At 71.5% G+C, this 15,404-nt stretch carries 13 protein-coding genes; 11 read left to right on the top strand and 2 right to left on the bottom strand.

Features of this window, described 5'->3' with window-relative positions:
• The 7 genes from P0W64_RS01460 to P0W64_RS01490 all read left to right on the top strand — a co-directional run.
• A partial coding sequence (locus P0W64_RS01460) for a hypothetical protein (RefSeq protein ID WP_275478280.1) occupies window positions 1-1,095 on the top strand: 1,095 nt, incomplete at its 5' end.
• Complete coding sequence (locus P0W64_RS01465) at window positions 1,092-2,213, top strand: glycosyltransferase (RefSeq protein WP_275478281.1); 1,122 nt, start codon at window positions 1,092-1,094, stop codon at window positions 2,211-2,213. The genes P0W64_RS01460 and P0W64_RS01465, both read left to right, overlap by 4 nt.
• Window positions 2,210-2,968 (top strand): hypothetical protein, encoded by a 759-nt coding sequence (locus P0W64_RS01470; protein ID WP_275478282.1) that lies wholly within the window; start codon window positions 2,210-2,212, stop codon window positions 2,966-2,968. The genes P0W64_RS01465 and P0W64_RS01470 overlap by 4 nt, the downstream gene beginning before the upstream one ends.
• Complete coding sequence (locus tag P0W64_RS01475) at window positions 2,955-5,696, top strand: hypothetical protein (protein WP_275478283.1); 2,742 nt, start codon at window positions 2,955-2,957, stop codon at window positions 5,694-5,696. Before P0W64_RS01470 ends, P0W64_RS01475 begins: the two co-directional genes overlap by 14 nt.
• A 5-nt stretch (window positions 5,697-5,701) precedes the next feature.
• Entirely contained in the window at window positions 5,702-6,517 is an 816-nt protein-coding gene (locus P0W64_RS01480) for an SGNH/GDSL hydrolase family protein (RefSeq protein ID WP_275478521.1), read from the top strand.
• Between the two features lie 11 nt (window positions 6,518-6,528).
• Entirely contained in the window at window positions 6,529-7,857 is a 1,329-nt protein-coding gene (locus tag P0W64_RS01485; RefSeq protein WP_275478284.1) for a hypothetical protein, read from the top strand.
• Window positions 7,854-8,927: a hypothetical protein gene (locus P0W64_RS01490; protein WP_275478285.1), complete on the top strand. Its 1,074-nt coding sequence runs from the start codon at window positions 7,854-7,856 to the stop codon at window positions 8,925-8,927. Before P0W64_RS01485 ends, P0W64_RS01490 begins: the two co-directional genes overlap by 4 nt.
• 14 nt (window positions 8,928-8,941) lie before the next feature.
• On the opposite strand, the gene P0W64_RS01495 is transcribed toward P0W64_RS01490, so the two are convergent.
• Window positions 8,942-10,336, bottom strand: a complete 1,395-nt coding sequence (locus tag P0W64_RS01495) for a glycoside hydrolase family 71 protein (protein ID WP_275478286.1) — start codon at window positions 10,334-10,336, stop codon at window positions 8,942-8,944.
• 74 nt (window positions 10,337-10,410) lie between these two features.
• Between P0W64_RS01495 and P0W64_RS01500 the strand changes: the two genes are divergently transcribed.
• The 4 genes from P0W64_RS01500 to nusB are packed head-to-tail and all read left to right on the top strand — an operon-like array spanning window position 10,411 to window position 13,365.
• The gene (locus tag P0W64_RS01500; protein WP_275478287.1) at window positions 10,411-11,190 is read left to right on the top strand and encodes a hypothetical protein; all 780 of its coding nucleotides are present in this window, start codon (window positions 10,411-10,413) and stop codon (window positions 11,188-11,190) included.
• A 23-nt stretch (window positions 11,191-11,213) separates the two neighbouring features.
• A complete protein-coding gene (locus tag P0W64_RS01505) occupies window positions 11,214-12,287 on the top strand; it encodes an aminopeptidase P family protein (RefSeq protein ID WP_275478288.1) in 1,074 nt (357 codons plus the stop codon).
• A gap of 13 nt (window positions 12,288-12,300) precedes the next feature.
• A complete protein-coding gene (efp, locus tag P0W64_RS01510; RefSeq protein WP_275478289.1) occupies window positions 12,301-12,864 on the top strand; it encodes an elongation factor P in 564 nt (187 codons plus the stop codon).
• The gene (gene nusB, locus P0W64_RS01515) at window positions 12,865-13,365 is read left to right on the top strand and encodes a transcription antitermination factor NusB (RefSeq protein WP_275478290.1); all 501 of its coding nucleotides are present in this window, start codon (window positions 12,865-12,867) and stop codon (window positions 13,363-13,365) included. It abuts the gene before it with no gap.
• Window positions 13,366-13,442: 77 nt separating this feature from the next.
• Here the strand turns inward: nusB and P0W64_RS01520 are convergent, their stop codons facing one another.
• Entirely contained in the window at window positions 13,443-15,404 is a 1,962-nt protein-coding gene (locus P0W64_RS01520) for an FAD-dependent oxidoreductase (RefSeq protein ID WP_275478291.1), read from the bottom strand.

Below are 15,404 nucleotides of genomic sequence, written 5' to 3' on the forward strand. Positions count from 1 at the left end.
GGCGCCCCCCCCCCCCCCCGCTCCCGCAGGTGGGAGTGGCGGCCGCAGCTGGCCCCGGGATCGCGTGTCGACGACGCCGTCGATCCCGAGGACCCGGCGGCGGCCCTCGTCCGGCTCCGCTCGCGAGAGCACCGAAACCCGATCGAATACGGTTGCGACGGAGGCTATCTCACGTTCAGCTACGATCACGGTCTCGGCGACGGCCGTCTGCCGATGAACCTGCTCGCGTTGATGTCGCGGGCCGGTGGTAGCGCCGCGCCCGACTTCGGCGTCGAGGTGCGCGGGCCCGTGGTCCGGCGGCTGGCGGGAGTGGCGCGCACCGAGCCCGTCGAGCTCGGGCGCGCGGTCGCGGCGATCGTCCGGCGCGACCGCGACGTGGGCCACCACCCGGTGGCGCGCACCGCGGTCGAGGTCGCGCGAGGCGTCCACATCGGCTCGGTCACGTCCGCCCCCGGGCTGCTGGCGCGTCTCGACGAGACCCGCCGCGCCCGTCGCCTGAGCCGGGTCGCCGTCGTGACGCACTACGTGCAGCGCGGGCTGAGCGAGGCCGGCGTGCCGATGGCGGGCGAGGCCGAAGTCCTGGTCGATCTGCGCCGCGACGCAGGATGGCAGGGGCCGGGGACGCTGGCCAACCTGTTCTCCGTTGTGGCCGTTCCTGTTTCGGGGTCTATTGCCGACCTGGCGGCTGCACTCGCCCACGACACCGAGCCCGTGCGCGCGGTGCCGAGGTCGGCACTGTCGCTCGCTCTGCGCTACCCGCAGGCCCGGCGCATGCGACGAGCCTCCGCCGGCCGTCCGCCCGCCGTGTCGCTCGGTCCCGACGTGCCGGTGCGCCTGACCGTCACGGACCTGAGCGGCGCGATCGCGCCTCGCGACGTCCAGTGGGCCGAGCCCGAGGCGGGCCCGCCTGTGTTCGCGATCTCGATCCCGCCCGCGACGGGCGATCACCTCGCTCTCGGCATCACGGCGACCCGAGGGCACCTCCACTTGACGCTCACCGGCGTCGGCGACCGCTTCGACCGGAGCGGCCTGTGTGACGGCCTGGATCGTGCCCTCGCCGGGATCGCGGAATGGCTGGAGGCGAAGGCCCCGTGACGTCACGCCTGCGCATCCTCCACGTCGTCACGCTGGCGTCACCCGACGGGGCGTTCGGCGGGCCTCTGACGGTCGCGCTCGCACAGGCCAGGGCCTTGGCGGACGCCGGACACGACGTCACGGTGGCCGCCGGGGCCCGGGGTTACACCGAACTGCCCGGCGAGCTGGGTGGTGTGCCGGCGGCGCTCTTCCCGGTCCGCCGCGTCGCCCCGATACCCGGCTTCGCGCCCCTGTGGCCGATCGGGATGCGCCGATGGTTGCGCGCGCGCCTCGCCGACTTCGACATCGTCCACGTCCACCTGGCTCGCGACCTGGTGACCATGCCCGCCGCACTGCTCGCACGGCGGATGGGCGTGCCCTACTGCGTGCAGACGCACGGCATGGTGGTGCCGGGCCGCCGCGCTTACGCGCTGATCGATGCCCCGGTGACGCGGAGCGTGCTGGAGAGCGCGCGGACCGTGCTGGCCCTGTCCGCCGACGAGCGCGAACAGGTCGACGAGATCGCGCGGTCGAATGCGCGCATATCGTTGCTACACAATGGTATACGCGTATCCGAAGTGGCTCGATCACGCAGCGGTCGTCCGATGGCGGCGTTCCTGGCCCGGCTGCACCCGCGCAAGCGACCCGAGGTGTTCGCCGAGATCGCCCGTCAGCTGCTGGGCCAGGGAGTCGACGCCGACTTCGTGCTGTACGGGCCGCCGGAGGGCGCCGAGGGGGCCGTCGACGCCGTGATCGGAGCCGCGGGCGACGACGGTCGTCTGCGCCGCACCGGGGCGGTCGCTCCCGACCGCGTCGCTGAGACCCTCGCGGGTGCCGACGTCCTGATCGTCACCGCGGAACGCGAGCCCTTCGGCATGACCGTGCTCGAGGCCCTCGCCGTGGGAACCCCGGTGATCATGCGGTCCGACGGCGGCCTCGCCGACTTCGTCGAGCGCAGCGGCGCCGGCCTGGTGGTCGACGGCGATGTGGCCTCGTTCGCGGCGGCGACCGCGGCGCTTCTCGCGGACCGCGAGGCGGCCGCGGCCATGGGCGCACGGGGACGCGAGGCCGTCGCGCAGGCGTACGGCATGGACGGCGTCGTGCGGATCCTCTCCCGTGCCTATGGAGGCGCCGGATGAGCCGTCTGATGCGCATCGGAACGCTCGTCGTCGTCGCGGTGGTCGCGGCGGCGGCCTGTGTGTGGGGTTTCACGCGCGGGGAGCCGACTCCGCCGCCGGCGCGGTCCGTCGACCTCGACCTGTCGAAGCTGCCGGACGGCCCCGCGCCTGATCGGTTCGGTCCGGACGAGCCCGCGGCGTACTCGTGGAAGGGCGAGGGCGACGGTCTGCGGCCGCGCGTTCGTGGCGGGCGGCTGGAGACCGCGCCGCAGACGACCGGCGCTGCCGCCACGTACATGACGTCGCGCAGGTTGGGCGCGGGTATCGCCGAGATCGGGGCGCGCTGGGTCTTCGAGGCGCCCGTCCGCCCGAAGGGCGCCGCGGGGCGCGGGGCGATCGCCCTCGTGGTCTCCGACGCGATCGCCGACGGGGCGGCGCAACCGGCACCGCCGTTCGGCCTGCACCTGGTGGTCACGGCCGTCAATTGGAACCTGGCGGTGAAGGGACGCGACGCCGCACAGCCGCTGACCGTGATCGCTGCCGGCTCGTTCGCGTCGCCGTTGGCCGAGGACGGGCGGACGGCGAACGAGATCCGCGTCGGGATCCGAGGTACCACCGCAACGATCGAGCCGCCGGATGGAACCCGACGCGTCGTGACCGACGCGCGCATCGGCGCGTGGCGGGGCGGCCACGCGACGTTCGAGACGTATGCCAACCACGGCGCATCGGATTCGCGCGGGGCCTTCGAGAGGGTGTGGGCACATGGCGAGCGGTAAGGTCCGGGTGCTGGCAGGCACGGTCGACCAGATATTCTCCAGCGCCGGCAACGGTTTCATCCTGTATGCCCTGGCCGTCGTGTCCACGCTGGTCGAGTTCGGCGTCCTGGCGATGCTCTTCACCCTCGTCGCCGGCGCGGTGGGCGTGCTCCGCGGCGCACTGGGCACGCCCACCCTGCTGGCGTCGGACACCGAGCCGGAGCAGTTGCGCAGCGAGGGCCGGCACGCCGTCGCGGCAGCGATGTCCGTGGGGCTGTGCTGCGCCGCGGTCATCGCCGCGGTCTCCTGGTGTCTGGCCACTCCGAGCGGCTACATCCTTGCCGCTGCAACGCCTATCGTCCTCGCGCAGGACATCTTGCGATACGTGGCCATCGCGGTCGACCGCACGCCGGTCGCCACGGTATGGGACGGTATCTGGTGCGCCGGGGCCGTGGCAGTCTTCCTGGGCGGCGGCCTTATGCGCCACGTGTTCACCCCCGCCGTAGTGCTGACGGTATGGGCCGGGTTCGCGGCTGCCGCATTCCTCGGGCTCGCCGTCACGTTGGGAATCAGACCCCGGTTCGAGGGGATCATGCGTTGGGGCCGTACCGGTCTCGGCGACCGGCTGCGGTTCGGTGCTGACGCGGGCCTGGAGCAACTCGGGGTCCTGTTGCTGCTCGTGGCCGTCGCCGGCTTCATCGGCGCCGAGGCGTCAGGTGCGCTGCGCGGCGCGACGGCGGTTCTTGCGCCTGTGGCGATCCTGTCTGCCGCAGTGCCACTCGTGGTCATCCCGCAGGCTCGCCGCGGCGGCATGTCGGGACCGCGGACGTGGTCGCTGCTGGTCAAGACCGGGGCGCTCACATCGTTGCTCGGCTTGGCGGTGGGTGTCGCGGTGTGGGCCGTGCCGGAGCGTGTCGGAGCCCTGGTGCTCGGCGACACCTATCACACCGCCCGGCCGGTGATCCTGGTCATGGCCATCGAATACGCCGCATCGACATGGCTTTTCACGCTCTCCACCTACCTGCGCGCACGAGGGCGGAGCAGCGCGGTGCTGACGCTGAAGTCTGTGCACCTGGGGATCGCGCTGGTCGTGTGCACCGCCATCGCCGCGGCGGCGCGCAGCGCCGTGCCCGTGGCAGTCGGACTCGCGGTTGTGACGGCGGTACTGGCCCTCGCCGCTGCCGCGGTGATCCGCCCGTGGCGCGCGCCGCGCGGATCGAGCGTGGTGTCGGGCGGCCTCGCTGCGCGCAGGCCTCTGCCCGAAGCCGGCCCTGGGTGGCCTCATGTGTGGGCCGCGTGGACCGTCGTCGCACTCGGCGTGGTGGTGCCCGGGCTGTTGATCACCACGACGGCCCGGCCCGACGATCTGGTATGGCTGGGTCCGGCCGCCGTCGCGGCCGTCGCTGCGATCCGGTTCGGTCAGCTGGTCGGGAGAGGCGAGCGGCGGCTGTACGAGATGACCTTCTGGGTGTTCACCTACGCGTTCATGGGGCTCGCGGCCCTGGCGCAGGTGCGCGAGCACTCCTGGCCGCTGACGGTGGCGCGGGCGGACTGGGGAACGGTCGGCCCGGCCACTGCCGTCGTCGGGCTCGGCGTGGCCGCGTTCCTCGCCGGGGCGGCGCTGGACCGGTGGCGCGAACGCAGCGGCCGGCCGAGCCGCACACGTGCGGCCGAGACCGGACCGCACGGCGGTATCGCCGACGATCTGTCGCACCGGCGCGTCATCGCCCTCGCCGTGGTCGCGATCCTGTTCAATCTCCTGTACCTCTCCCGCCTGGGATTCGGCCAGTTCCTGCTGACGCGCGAGCAGGCGTATGCGGGGTTCGTGGCAGTGTGGGGTCCGGGGCCGGTGGGCATCTTCGCGCGGTCGTTCGCCGGCATGGCGCTGCTCGTCTCGGTGGTGGCGCTCATCCGGCTGCGTCGTATCGCACGAGTCGCGCCCACGCCGCCGGGCCGTGGCGCGTCGGCGCTGACGATGACGCTGCTGATCGTGGCGCTCGTGCTGCTCGCGGACACCATGAACCCCGTGTCCAACGCGCGCTATCTTTCGGGGACCGCGATCCTGGGTGTCCTCACCGCGCTCGGGTTCTTCTCCACGCGGCTGCGCTTCCGAGTGCTGGCGCTCAGCTTCGTGGGCGGGCTGGTGGTGTTGTTCCCGCTGGCCGACGCGTTCCGGTACACCCCGGGAGGCTCGGTGAAGGCATCGAATCCGTTGCAGTCGCTGCTGTCGCCCGACTACGACTCGTTCGCCCAGATCGGCAATGCACTGGTCGTCGCGGACCGCGACGGGATCGTCCCCGGTCGGCAGTTCCTGGGTGTCCTCCTCTGGTGGTTCCCCCGCTCGGTCTGGCCGGACAAGCCACTCGACACCGGCATCTACCTCGCACAGGCTCGCGGCTACCCGTTCACCAACCTGTCCGCCCCGTTGTGGTGCGAGGCGTTCCTCAACGGCGGCTGGATCTGCGTGCTGGTGGTCTTCCTCGTCCTCGGGTGGCTCTTCCGCCGGTGGGACCGCCGCATCGAGATGCAGATGCGTCTGGTGGGAATGCCCGGCGTGCTGGGCTGCATCCTGCCGTTCTACACGCTGATCCTCCTGAGAGGTTCTCTGCTGCAGGCGATGTCGTATCTCACGGTGATCATCGGCTGCCACCTGGCAGTCAAGCGGTATCACGGTCCGCCGGCGCGCCTGGTCCGCGGGTTGCCGGAGACTCTGGCGCCCGAGAGCGTGCCGATCGGGGTCCGGTCGTGAGGCGCATGTGGCCGGTGGCGGCCGTCGCGCTACTGCTGGTCGTCGCCGGGATCTCGGCGGCGGTCGGCTGGCACCGGGCGACCGGGACCCCCGGTCGCGTCGCCGCAACCGCCTCCGACCAGGTGCAGCGCGCGAGCTCGGTCCTGATAGTGGGCGACAGCTTCGTCGGCGGCACGGGCGACCCCTCCTTCCCGGTCTACCCCGAGCTGCTCGGAGAGTTGATGGGCTGGAACGTGCGTGTGGACGGTGTCGGTGGCAGCGGATTCATGCCGCAACTCGACGCCGGAGGACGTCGGCCGCCGGGCGGCCGCCGGGCGCCGCTGATCGAGCGCCTGCCCGCAGACCAGCGGCACTACCGCCCCGACGTCGTGTTGGTGGATGCTGGCCGCAACGACCTGGGAAGGGTTCCATCGCAGGTGATTCCGTACATCGACGACTATTTCGAGCGCCTGCGGGCGGCCTTTCCGCAAGCGCGGATCGTCGCCCTGATCCCTACATACGCCACCGACCGGGAGGCTACCAACCTGCCCGCGCTCCGCGCGGCGATCACTGGCGCCGTCCGTGGCTACCAGGGTCTCGTGATCGACCCGGCTGCGCAGCACTGGTACGACCGTGCCGATCTGCGATCGCTGCTGGGGCCGGACGACGTGCACTTCAACGGGGCCGGCAATCGCTACTACGCGCGCCGGATCGCAGATGCGCTGCGCAGCGCCGGATTCGGTGTCGGGACGCAGGGTGGTGCCGCGGCACATGGTGGACCGATAACGACGGGAGACGGAGTGGGAGCGAGTACCGCGGCCGGGACGGGGGCCGGCGGATGAGGCGGGGCCTGGTGACGATCCGGGGACGCGTGGCGAGCGCGGCGGCGGTGGTCGCGGTGTGCGCCGCCGCGGGTGCCGCGGTCGGCGGCGTGGCGACCGCGCTGTGGCCCCCGAGGTACGACGCCACGACGCGTGTGATGCTGGCGACACCGGAGTGGAACGACTCCAGCGCGGTGCCGAGCGCGCAGGCGGCTTCGAGCGCATCCTCGTACGGCGACGAGTTCACGCAGCAACGCATGGCCACATACCTCGAGCTCGCGACCTCGACCACGGTTCTGGGCCCCGCCGCATCCACCGTCGGTCTGTCCGGCGCCCCGGCCCTGTCCGGTGCCGTGACGGTGCGCCTGGTGCCCGATACGGTCATGCTCGACGTGCGCGCGGAGGACGGCGACCCGCAGCGTGCGGCGGACATCGCCAACGCGGTCGCGCGCCGCTTCGCCGCGGTCGTCCGCGACGTCGAGCGGCCCACCGCCGATGCGATCGCCCCGGTTCAGCCGGTCGTGGTCACCCCGGCGACGGCGGCCGCCCGCGCCGTGTCTCCGGATCCGGCGGTGTTGCTCACCACGGGGGCGGCGATCGGCGCGGCCGCCGGCCTAACGATCGCGGTCTCGCGGCGGAGGGGGCTTGCGGCCAGATGGGCAGGCGGCACCCAGGTGGTCGAGACATCCGGCGCCGAGCTGCCCGTGCTCGGGTCGGTGCCCGGCGACACCCCGGTCGTGTTCGACGCCTGTCCGGTGGTACTCGGGGACGCGGCGCAGGCTGTACGTGCCACTCGTGCAAAGGTTCTCACGGCCGCTCGAGAACACGGCGCGCACGTTCTCGCCGTCACGGCACCCACCGCCGACGTGTCCGCATCCGGAGCCGCGGCGCTCCTAGCGGCTGCCGTGTCCGAGACGGCGAGGTCGGCTGCGGTGATCGATGCGTCCGGCCTCGTAGCATCCTGGGGCGGGGAGGAGCTCTCGGCCGCGGGCGGCGCCCACGCCGACCTAGAGCTGGGGTGCTGCGGCCGCGTCGGCGCCTACCGCGTGCCCCCGGCAGACGCGGGTCGGATCGCCGTCGGCGGCGCCGAAGTAGGCGCTGTGATCGAGAGGGCCGCGCGCCGTTTCGATCTGGTGCTCGTCGTGACCGAGCCTTGGGACTCGGGCCCGGGCGCCGTCGACGTCCTGGCGCACGCACAGGCACATGTGCTCGTGGCGGTGGCCGACACCGACCCCCGCGACCTCGACGCTGCCGCAACCGGACTCGCAGCCGATCACGCCACGCTTCTGGGGGTCGTGATCGCGGACCGCCCAGCCGATTCGCCCCATACATCCTTCGTGAGGACGGAGACACCTCGATGAACACGCTCAAGCTCTTCGGCCTGGTATTGCGCCGCCGTGCGTTCCCGGCGTTGCTGGTGGTGCTGCTCGTGGCCGCGGTCGTAGGACTGCTGGCCGGCACCACGCGCCGCGACTACGTCGCGACCGCGACCCTGTTCATGCGGGCCCCGGACGTCAAGAGTTCTGCGAGTGCCTACCAGGGCGACCTGTTCTCGCGGCAACGTGTCGTGACGTATCAGGACCTGGTTACCAGCCCCGACCTCGCCCGGCGCGTCGTGGACAAGCTGTCGCTGCGCGACCAGCCGCAGGACCTCGTCACGAAGGTATCCGCCGACAACCCGAAGAACACGGTGCTGCTGGACATCTCGGTCACCGACCCGGATCGGCGGCACGCGGTGGACCTCGCCAACGGGTACGCGCAGGTTTTCGGCGACTACATCGGCGAGGTCGAGCACGTCGACAAGAATTCGGACCTGCCGCCGCTCGCCACCGTTGTCGCGCCTGCCGATACGGCGCATACGACACGGGCCGGGATGCCGCCGGTACTGGTCGCCGTCGTTGCGGCGGTGGTCGCCGCGCTCGCGGTCGTCGCGGTGGTGGTCGCCCTGGAGTTCGCCGACCGCCGGATCAGGTCGCGGCGCCGGATAGAGGCCATTGCGGGCGTACCGGTACTCGGGGTGCTCGGATCCACCGAGGCCCACTCCGACGGCGACCGCGGTCCGAGCCCCGAGGCCGAGCGCCTAGCGGTCACCGTCGCCCATCGCCTGCGTGGCACGGGTAGCGAGGCGACCGTGCTCGTTGCGGGCGCATCGTCCGCCGACGGCGCGGACGGCGTCGCCGAGCAGTTGCGCGCGACGCTGGCGGACCGGGGCGTTAACGTGGTCGAGGGTGACGGTGATCCGGAGTCCCTCGCCTTCGCGCAGGCCGCGGCCGACGCCGACCGCGCGCTGGCCGTGGTGCGTCCTGGGGTCACGAGCCGCGTCGCGTTCGCGAATCTCATGCACGCCCTGCGGGTCTCGGAGACCGAGGTCGTCGGCGTCGTCGTGGTCGGCGCGCGGACGACTGCGACCGTGGCCGGAATCTACGCCTGAGTTCCGAGTCCGGGTCACTCCGCCACGACGTACGTGAGGTCCTGGTAGCGCGGGGTGGAGATCACCTGCTCGGGTGAACGGGTTCGCACGCCGACGCGCCCGTCACGTTCCAACTCGGCCGAGACCGCGCCGGCGGCGAGCGGGGCGATGCAGTGCCCAGGGCCCGCCGGCACCGAGCAGCGCGTCCGTCGGCCGCCGACCGTGATGACCACGGTGGCCGGCGCGGTCGTCAGTGTGACCGCCTCCGCGACGTCGACGGGGGCCGTGGTGCCTGCTGGTGTGTGGGCCAGCGCCGTCTGGACGATCGAGGGGGCCGGGGTGGCGAACTGCGTGCGGTGTACCAGGAACAGGCGGTCTCGGGTGATCTCCGGCGGACCGGAACGGAAGCCGGCGCGCCTGTATGCGTCGAGGTCCAGCAGGGCGTGCCCGCTCCGCTGCGTCGGCGCGAATGCGGTGCTCTCCGCGTAGTCGTTCCACGTGATCAGCTGCGCCCATTCGGCGTTCGAATCCTCGGCGGCCGCCCACATGTTGTCCAGTGTCTCGGTGCCGCCCGCCTCGTAGTACAGGTCAGCGTCCGGCCGGTAGTCCTGGAACGCTATGGGGGACATCCATATCCGCCCCAGGCGGTGCGCGCGTCGAGCCAGATCGACGGTGGACCCCCGGACCCGCCGATCCGGATCCGTCGTCTGCGGGTCACGGGAGCCGCCCCAGGAACCGAGACCGTACGAGATCGGTGCGAACGCCTCGAGATTGCGGTCGGCGTCGAGTAGGACGGGGACGAATGCGACCGGTCGCGTGAGCCGCGCGGCGAACTCGTCGAGCGTGCTGCGCCACCATGCCGGTGACTGTCGCTCTGCTCGGTAGGCCGACAGCACCGGGCGGCCGTCGGGTAGGTGGTACGCGGACGCTGAGCGCAGCGATCCGGCGAGACGATCCGCGATCGTCGCCGGGCTCTCCCTGCCGAGCGCCCCGTCCATGTCGATCGTGGGCACGATGACGAAGCGCCCCACTCTCGAGGCCGCGGTCTCGAGGTCCGTGAGTACGGCGAGGTCGAGATCCGGGGCGATGACGTCGACGGTGAACCCGTCGATACCGGCGTTCCTCGCAGTCCGTACCTCCGACTCCAGATCCGTCAGGCGCCAGTCTCGGTCGAGTGGTGGCCTGATGCGCGGCCGGTCGCGCAGATAGCCGCCGTGCGCGAGATGCCGGCCCTCCTCGCCTGCCGGGGCGAGGTACTGCGTGGTGTAGTAATCCGTCGCTGCGGGCTGGTCGTCGATCGAGACGGGGAAGTGGGGGAGGTAGTGTGCGAACACCATCCGTTGCGGGTGCGGTGTGGGCCGGCTCGTCGGAGCGGACGCCTCGGTCCCGGAACAGGCTGCGGCGACGACGGCCACGAGGGCGAGGGCCACGGTACGGATCCTCATCGCCGAATCAACGCTCCTCGCCTGTGGTTTCCGGACATTTTACCCGCTACGGTGGTGCGGTGCGCTATGTGGAGTTGCTGTGCTGGCTGTTGCCGGCGTCGCGGGTGAAGAACCTGGTCTTGCGACGGGTGTTCCGCCGCTCGGTCGCGCCCAGCGCCCGGATCGGTCCGACACTGCTGCTCGGTGTCCGCGAGGTGGAGATCGGCGAGGGCGTCACCGTGGAGGCGGGTAACGCGTTCCGCGGCCTGTCCCGGTTGCATCTCGGTGCCGAGGCGAAGGTGGGCTCGTGGAACTGGGTGTCGGCGCACCCGGTCTACCAGGAGATCGATCCAGCGGCCGGCACCCTGTTCGTCGACTATCGGGCGAAGATCGGCAGCAGGTGCTACGTGGACGCCTCGGGCACGGTGACGCTGGGGCGATACGCCGTGCTCGGGGGCAACCGGTGCACCGTACAGACGCACGAGCCGGACTTCGAGGCGGCGGTGCAGACCGTCGGCCGCATCGATCTCGAGGACTACGCGTTCGCGTCGACCGCCTCCGTGCTCCTCAAGGGCGCCCGGCTACCGGAGCGGTCGCTGCTCGCCGCGCACGCGACGCTCGTTGCGCCCCGGAGCGATGACGATCGCCGGCCCGGCGGGCTCTACGTGGGTACGCCCGCTCGGTATCGCAGGCCCGTCGACGGCGAGTACTTCCGCCGCACCGAGAACGTCATGACCGAGCATCGCATCGACTCACCTCAGGGCGCGATCGACTCCCTGCGCGCCGTGGCCGACTCCCCGCGCGCCGTGGCCGACTCCCCGCACGGCGTGGTCGGGTCGCCACGGGAGGGCACGCACTGACGGCGCGGCGTTAACGTGGGGGCATGCCCGAGACCCACGCCCGCCGTCGCGCTGCCGCCCGCGCCGCGCTCGGCGACACCGCTGACGCCCTCCTCGTCACCGATCTGGTGAACATCCGCTACCTCACCGGTTTCACCGGTTCGAATGCGGCGCTGTTGATCGACTCGGAGGCGAGCGGCGACGTGGTGGCCACCGACGGTCGCTACACGACCCAGATCTCCGAACAGGCCCCGGATCTCGAGGCGATCATCGAGCGGGATTGCGCTGCGGTTCTGCTGGGGCGCCTCGCGGCCGGCCGGCGCGTCGCATTCGAGGCCGCGAACGTTTCGGTCGCGGCGCACGGGCGCCTCGCCGGGATCGGGCCGGCGCTCGTGGCGACGCAGGGCCTCGTCGAGGGTCTGCGCGAGGTGAAGGACGCCGACGAGGTCGCGCTGATCGCCCGCGCGTGCGCCATCAGCGACGAGGGGCTCGCGGCTTTGATCCAGGCGGGCGGCATCGTGCCGGGCCGTACCGAGAAGCAGGTGGCTCGTCAACTGGAGAACCTGATGTTGGACTTCGGTGCGGAGGACGTGGCGTTCGAGACCATCGTCGCCGCGGGTGCGCACTCGGCGATCCCACACCACCGCCCGACGCAGTCGGTGCTGCGAGCGGGCGACTTCGTCAAGATCGACTTCGGCGCGAAGTACTCGGGCTACCACGCGGACATCACCCGCACATTCGTCCTCGGCGAACCCGCGGCGTGGCAGCTCGAGGTCTACGACCTCGTGCGTGACTCGCAGCGGGCGGGGCGGCAGGCCCTGGCGCCGGGCGCGGACGCACGGGCGGTCGACGGGGCCGCGCGCGCCGTGATCGCCGACGCGGGCTACGGTGAGCACTTCGTGCACGGCCTCGGCCACGGCGTCGGACTCGAGATCCACGAAGCGCCGTCGGTGGGATCGCTCAGCACCGGTACACTGTCCGACGGTGCTGTGGTCACCGTCGAGCCGGGCGTGTACCTGCCGGGGCGCGGCGGCGTGCGAATCGAGGACACCCTGGTGGTCCGTTCGGGCGGGCCTGAGCTCCTCACCCACACAGCCAAAGACCTGATCACACTGTAGGAGATAGTAATCCGTGGCGACTACCGCTGACTTCAAGAACGGCCTGGTGCTCAACCAGGAAGGCCAGCTCTGGCAGATCATCGAGTTCCAGCACGTGAAGCCGGGCAAGGGCCCCGCGTTCGTGCGCACCAAGCTGAAGAACGTGACGTCGGGCAAGACGGTCGACAAGACCTTCAACGCGGGTGTCAAGGTCGAGACGGCGACGGTCGATCGCCGCGATTTCTCGTACCTGTACCACGACGGCAGCGACTACGTGTTCATGGACGCCGAGACGTACGACCAGATCAACCTCCCGGCGGAGACCGTCGGATCCGGCGCAGACTACCTGCTGGAGAACATGACCGTGCAGATCTCCGTGCACGAGGGTGAGGCGCTCTTCGTCGAGTTGCCCGTCACCGTCGAGCTCGTGGTCCAGCACACCGACCCGGGTCTGCAGGGCGATCGCAGCACCGGTGGCACCAAGCCCGCGACTATGGAGACCGGCGCCGAGATCCAGGTGCCCCTGTTCATCAATACCGGCGACAAGCTGAAGGTCGACTCGCGCGACGGCAGCTACCTCGGTCGCGTCAACTCGTAGGTGACGGGCAACCAGGGGGCCAGGACTCCCCGCAAGAAGCTCGGTGCGCGCCACAAGGCGCGACGCCGGGCCGTCGACCTGCTGTTCGAGGCGGAGGCCCGAGGTGTCACCGACCTGGCCGAGCTCCTGACCGAGCGCGCGGCGATGGCGGAGGACGATCAGGCGATGGCCCCGGTCAGTGATTACACCGCGACGCTCGTCGCGGGCGTCGGGACGGACCGCGGGCAACTGGACGCCGTCATCGAGTCACACCTGCAGCAGTGGACGCTGGCGCGGTTACCGGCGGTCGACCGCGCGATCCTGCGGGTCGCGGTGTGGGAGCTGCTGAACGCCACCGACGTGCCCCCGGCCGTCGCGGTCGACGAGGCCGTAGAGCTCGCCAAGGAGCTGTCTACCGACGATTCGCCGAACTTCGTCAACGGTGTATTGGGCCGCGTCGCGACTGTCGCGCCCCAGGTCCGCGCAGCCGCCGCCGCGGAGCCACAGGAGACTCGGGAGTAGTCCGGAACGGGCAGATCGGCGCCGTCCGAAGGCCAGCGGTCATCCGATCGCACTCGTGGACCGCAGCATGCGATCGGTCACTGTAGCCGGCCGGCCAGCGCCTGCGCGTTGAGGATCGCGAGCGCCGCGATGGACGCCATCGGGTGCACGCCCGCAGCGCTGGGCAGCATCGACGCGTCGGCGATCACGACGTTAGGCACGTCCCAGAGCGCCCCCTCCGGGTCGGCGGCGGAGTGCCGCTCGGCCGAACCCATGCGCGCGGTCCCCATGGCCTCCTGCGACATCAGGGCCAGTTCGCCCGGTCCGTAGCCGGCGTCGTGCTCGCCGCGCAGGAAGGCCTCCCGCGACCGCACGCCGGGGACGTAGTCGCCGCCGCGCTGGTGGCCGGTGAAGATGCGCCGCGCGCCCGCACCCTCCAGGATCCGCACCGCGGTGTCGATGCCGTGCCGCACGTGTCTCCGGTCGGCCTCGGACAGGTTGTACTTCACCGTCGGCTCGCCGGACCGGTCGACGGTGACCTCGCCCGAGCCCCGGTCGCGTGTCACGATGCGCACGTGTGACAGGTGCGGGAGCTGTCGCATGATGTTCAGATGCTCGTTCGCGCCGCGCCACGGGGCGAACGAGGCCGCGAGCGCCGGTGTGGCGGGCGCGGTGTCGTAGAGGACGCCGAAGCCCGCTCCGTCGAGGTCGGCGTGGTCGTCGCAGTAGCGAGCCGTCATCGTCCCGGACCACGGTGCGACCAGGCCGTCGAAGACCCCGAAAGCCGTTGCAGTCGGGTGCAGGTGCAGGTGGCGTCCCACGTGCGGGCCGCCGATGCCGGACCTGCGCAGTAGTGCGGGCGTCTGGATCGCGCCTGCCGCGACGACTACGGCACGGCACTCCACGGTGAGCCAGGATCCGCCCGACGTACGTGCGACGACCCGCCGGGCTCTGCCGTCCCCCACATCGATCGACCGCACGTCCACGCCCGTCACGATGCGCGCGCCGCGTCGTTCCGCGTCTCGCAGCCACGTGGCGGTCGTCGTCCGCTTCCCGCCCAGGCGGCAGTTCAGGCATCGTCCGGACCCGTCGACGTGGTCGCAGTCCTCGACGGCCCGTGGCACGGTACGCACCCCCAGCCCGAGCTCGCGACAGCCCTTCTCCAGCAACTCGTCGCGAGTCGACGGGCTGGATCCGCTCGAGGTCACGTCGAGCCGGCGCCACACCGCTTCGAGCGCGGCGTCGAAGTCCTCGTTCATCGGGAGGCCGCGGGACCCCCAGTCGGCGCGGACCTGTTCGGAGGGCCGGAAGCAGCCGGCGTACCCGACGACGCTGCTGCCGCCCAGGCACTCCCCGGCGAGCAGCGTGGTCTGCGCGTTGTCCGTGAGGAAGGGCGACCCCGCGTACAGGTCGGTGAGTGCGTGGAACTCGGTCGAGAGGTGATCGGGCGGCGCGTGGTAATCGCCCTTCTCCAGCACCATGACGTCGAGCCCCGCCTCGGTGAGCACCGATGCGGCGGCCGATCCGCCCGGGCCCGAACCGATCACGACGACATCGCACTCGGCACTCGCATCGATCTCGTACCGCGTGGGTGAGAGGGGCTTGAGGGCCCGCTGCGCCCGCCCGCGCAGGCGCTTGCGGTGCGGCGCAGGCGGGAACCCGATCGCCTGCCACACGGGGGAGTAGCCGGAGGAGCCGGGCGCGACGTAGTAGGACATCACCGAGAGGCTGCGAATCCGCTTGAACAGGACCCGCTTCTGCTCGAACCGCGACTGCGCGAGGTCGATCAGGATCCGCTCGCGCTCCGCCTGCGACAGGTCCCGGAACAGGCGGCCTCGCGTACCCAGCACCGCTGTCGCGAAGATGCGGTTGTCCCACGTCGAGAGGAACGACCGGAGGCCGCCGTCGTCGTCCCCGTAATGGGGGCTGCGGTCGACGAGGTCGAGCGCGACGCCGACGGTGCCGATCGCGGTCGCCGCGGGGATGGCGACCCCGTCGCCGGGTGCGAAGGTGTCCACGATCGCAGCGAGCGTCGCGCGCTGGTCGGCGGAGAGATCCAT

The sequence above is a fragment of the Tsukamurella sp. 8F genome (genome assembly GCF_029167375.1).
Taxonomy (GTDB): Bacteria; Actinomycetota; Actinomycetes; order Mycobacteriales; family Mycobacteriaceae; genus Tsukamurella.

Coding starts and splice junctions, on each gene's coding strand:
- P0W64_RS01470 (WP_275478282.1), top strand. CDS start 2,210: ATGAGCCGTCTGATGCGCATCGGAACGCTCGTCGTCGTCGCGGTGGTC.
- P0W64_RS01475 (WP_275478283.1), top strand. CDS start 2,955: ATGGCGAGCGGTAAGGTCCGGGTGCTGGCAGGCACGGTCGACCAGATA.
- P0W64_RS01480 (WP_275478521.1), top strand. CDS start 5,702: ATGTGGCCGGTGGCGGCCGTCGCGCTACTGCTGGTCGTCGCCGGGATC.
- P0W64_RS01490 (WP_275478285.1), top strand. CDS start 7,854: ATGAACACGCTCAAGCTCTTCGGCCTGGTATTGCGCCGCCGTGCGTTC.
- P0W64_RS01505 (WP_275478288.1), top strand. CDS start 11,214: ATGCCCGAGACCCACGCCCGCCGTCGCGCTGCCGCCCGCGCCGCGCTC.
- P0W64_RS01520 (WP_275478291.1), bottom strand. CDS start 15,404: ATGGATCTCTCCGCCGACCAGCGCGCGACGCTCGCTGCGATCGTGGAC.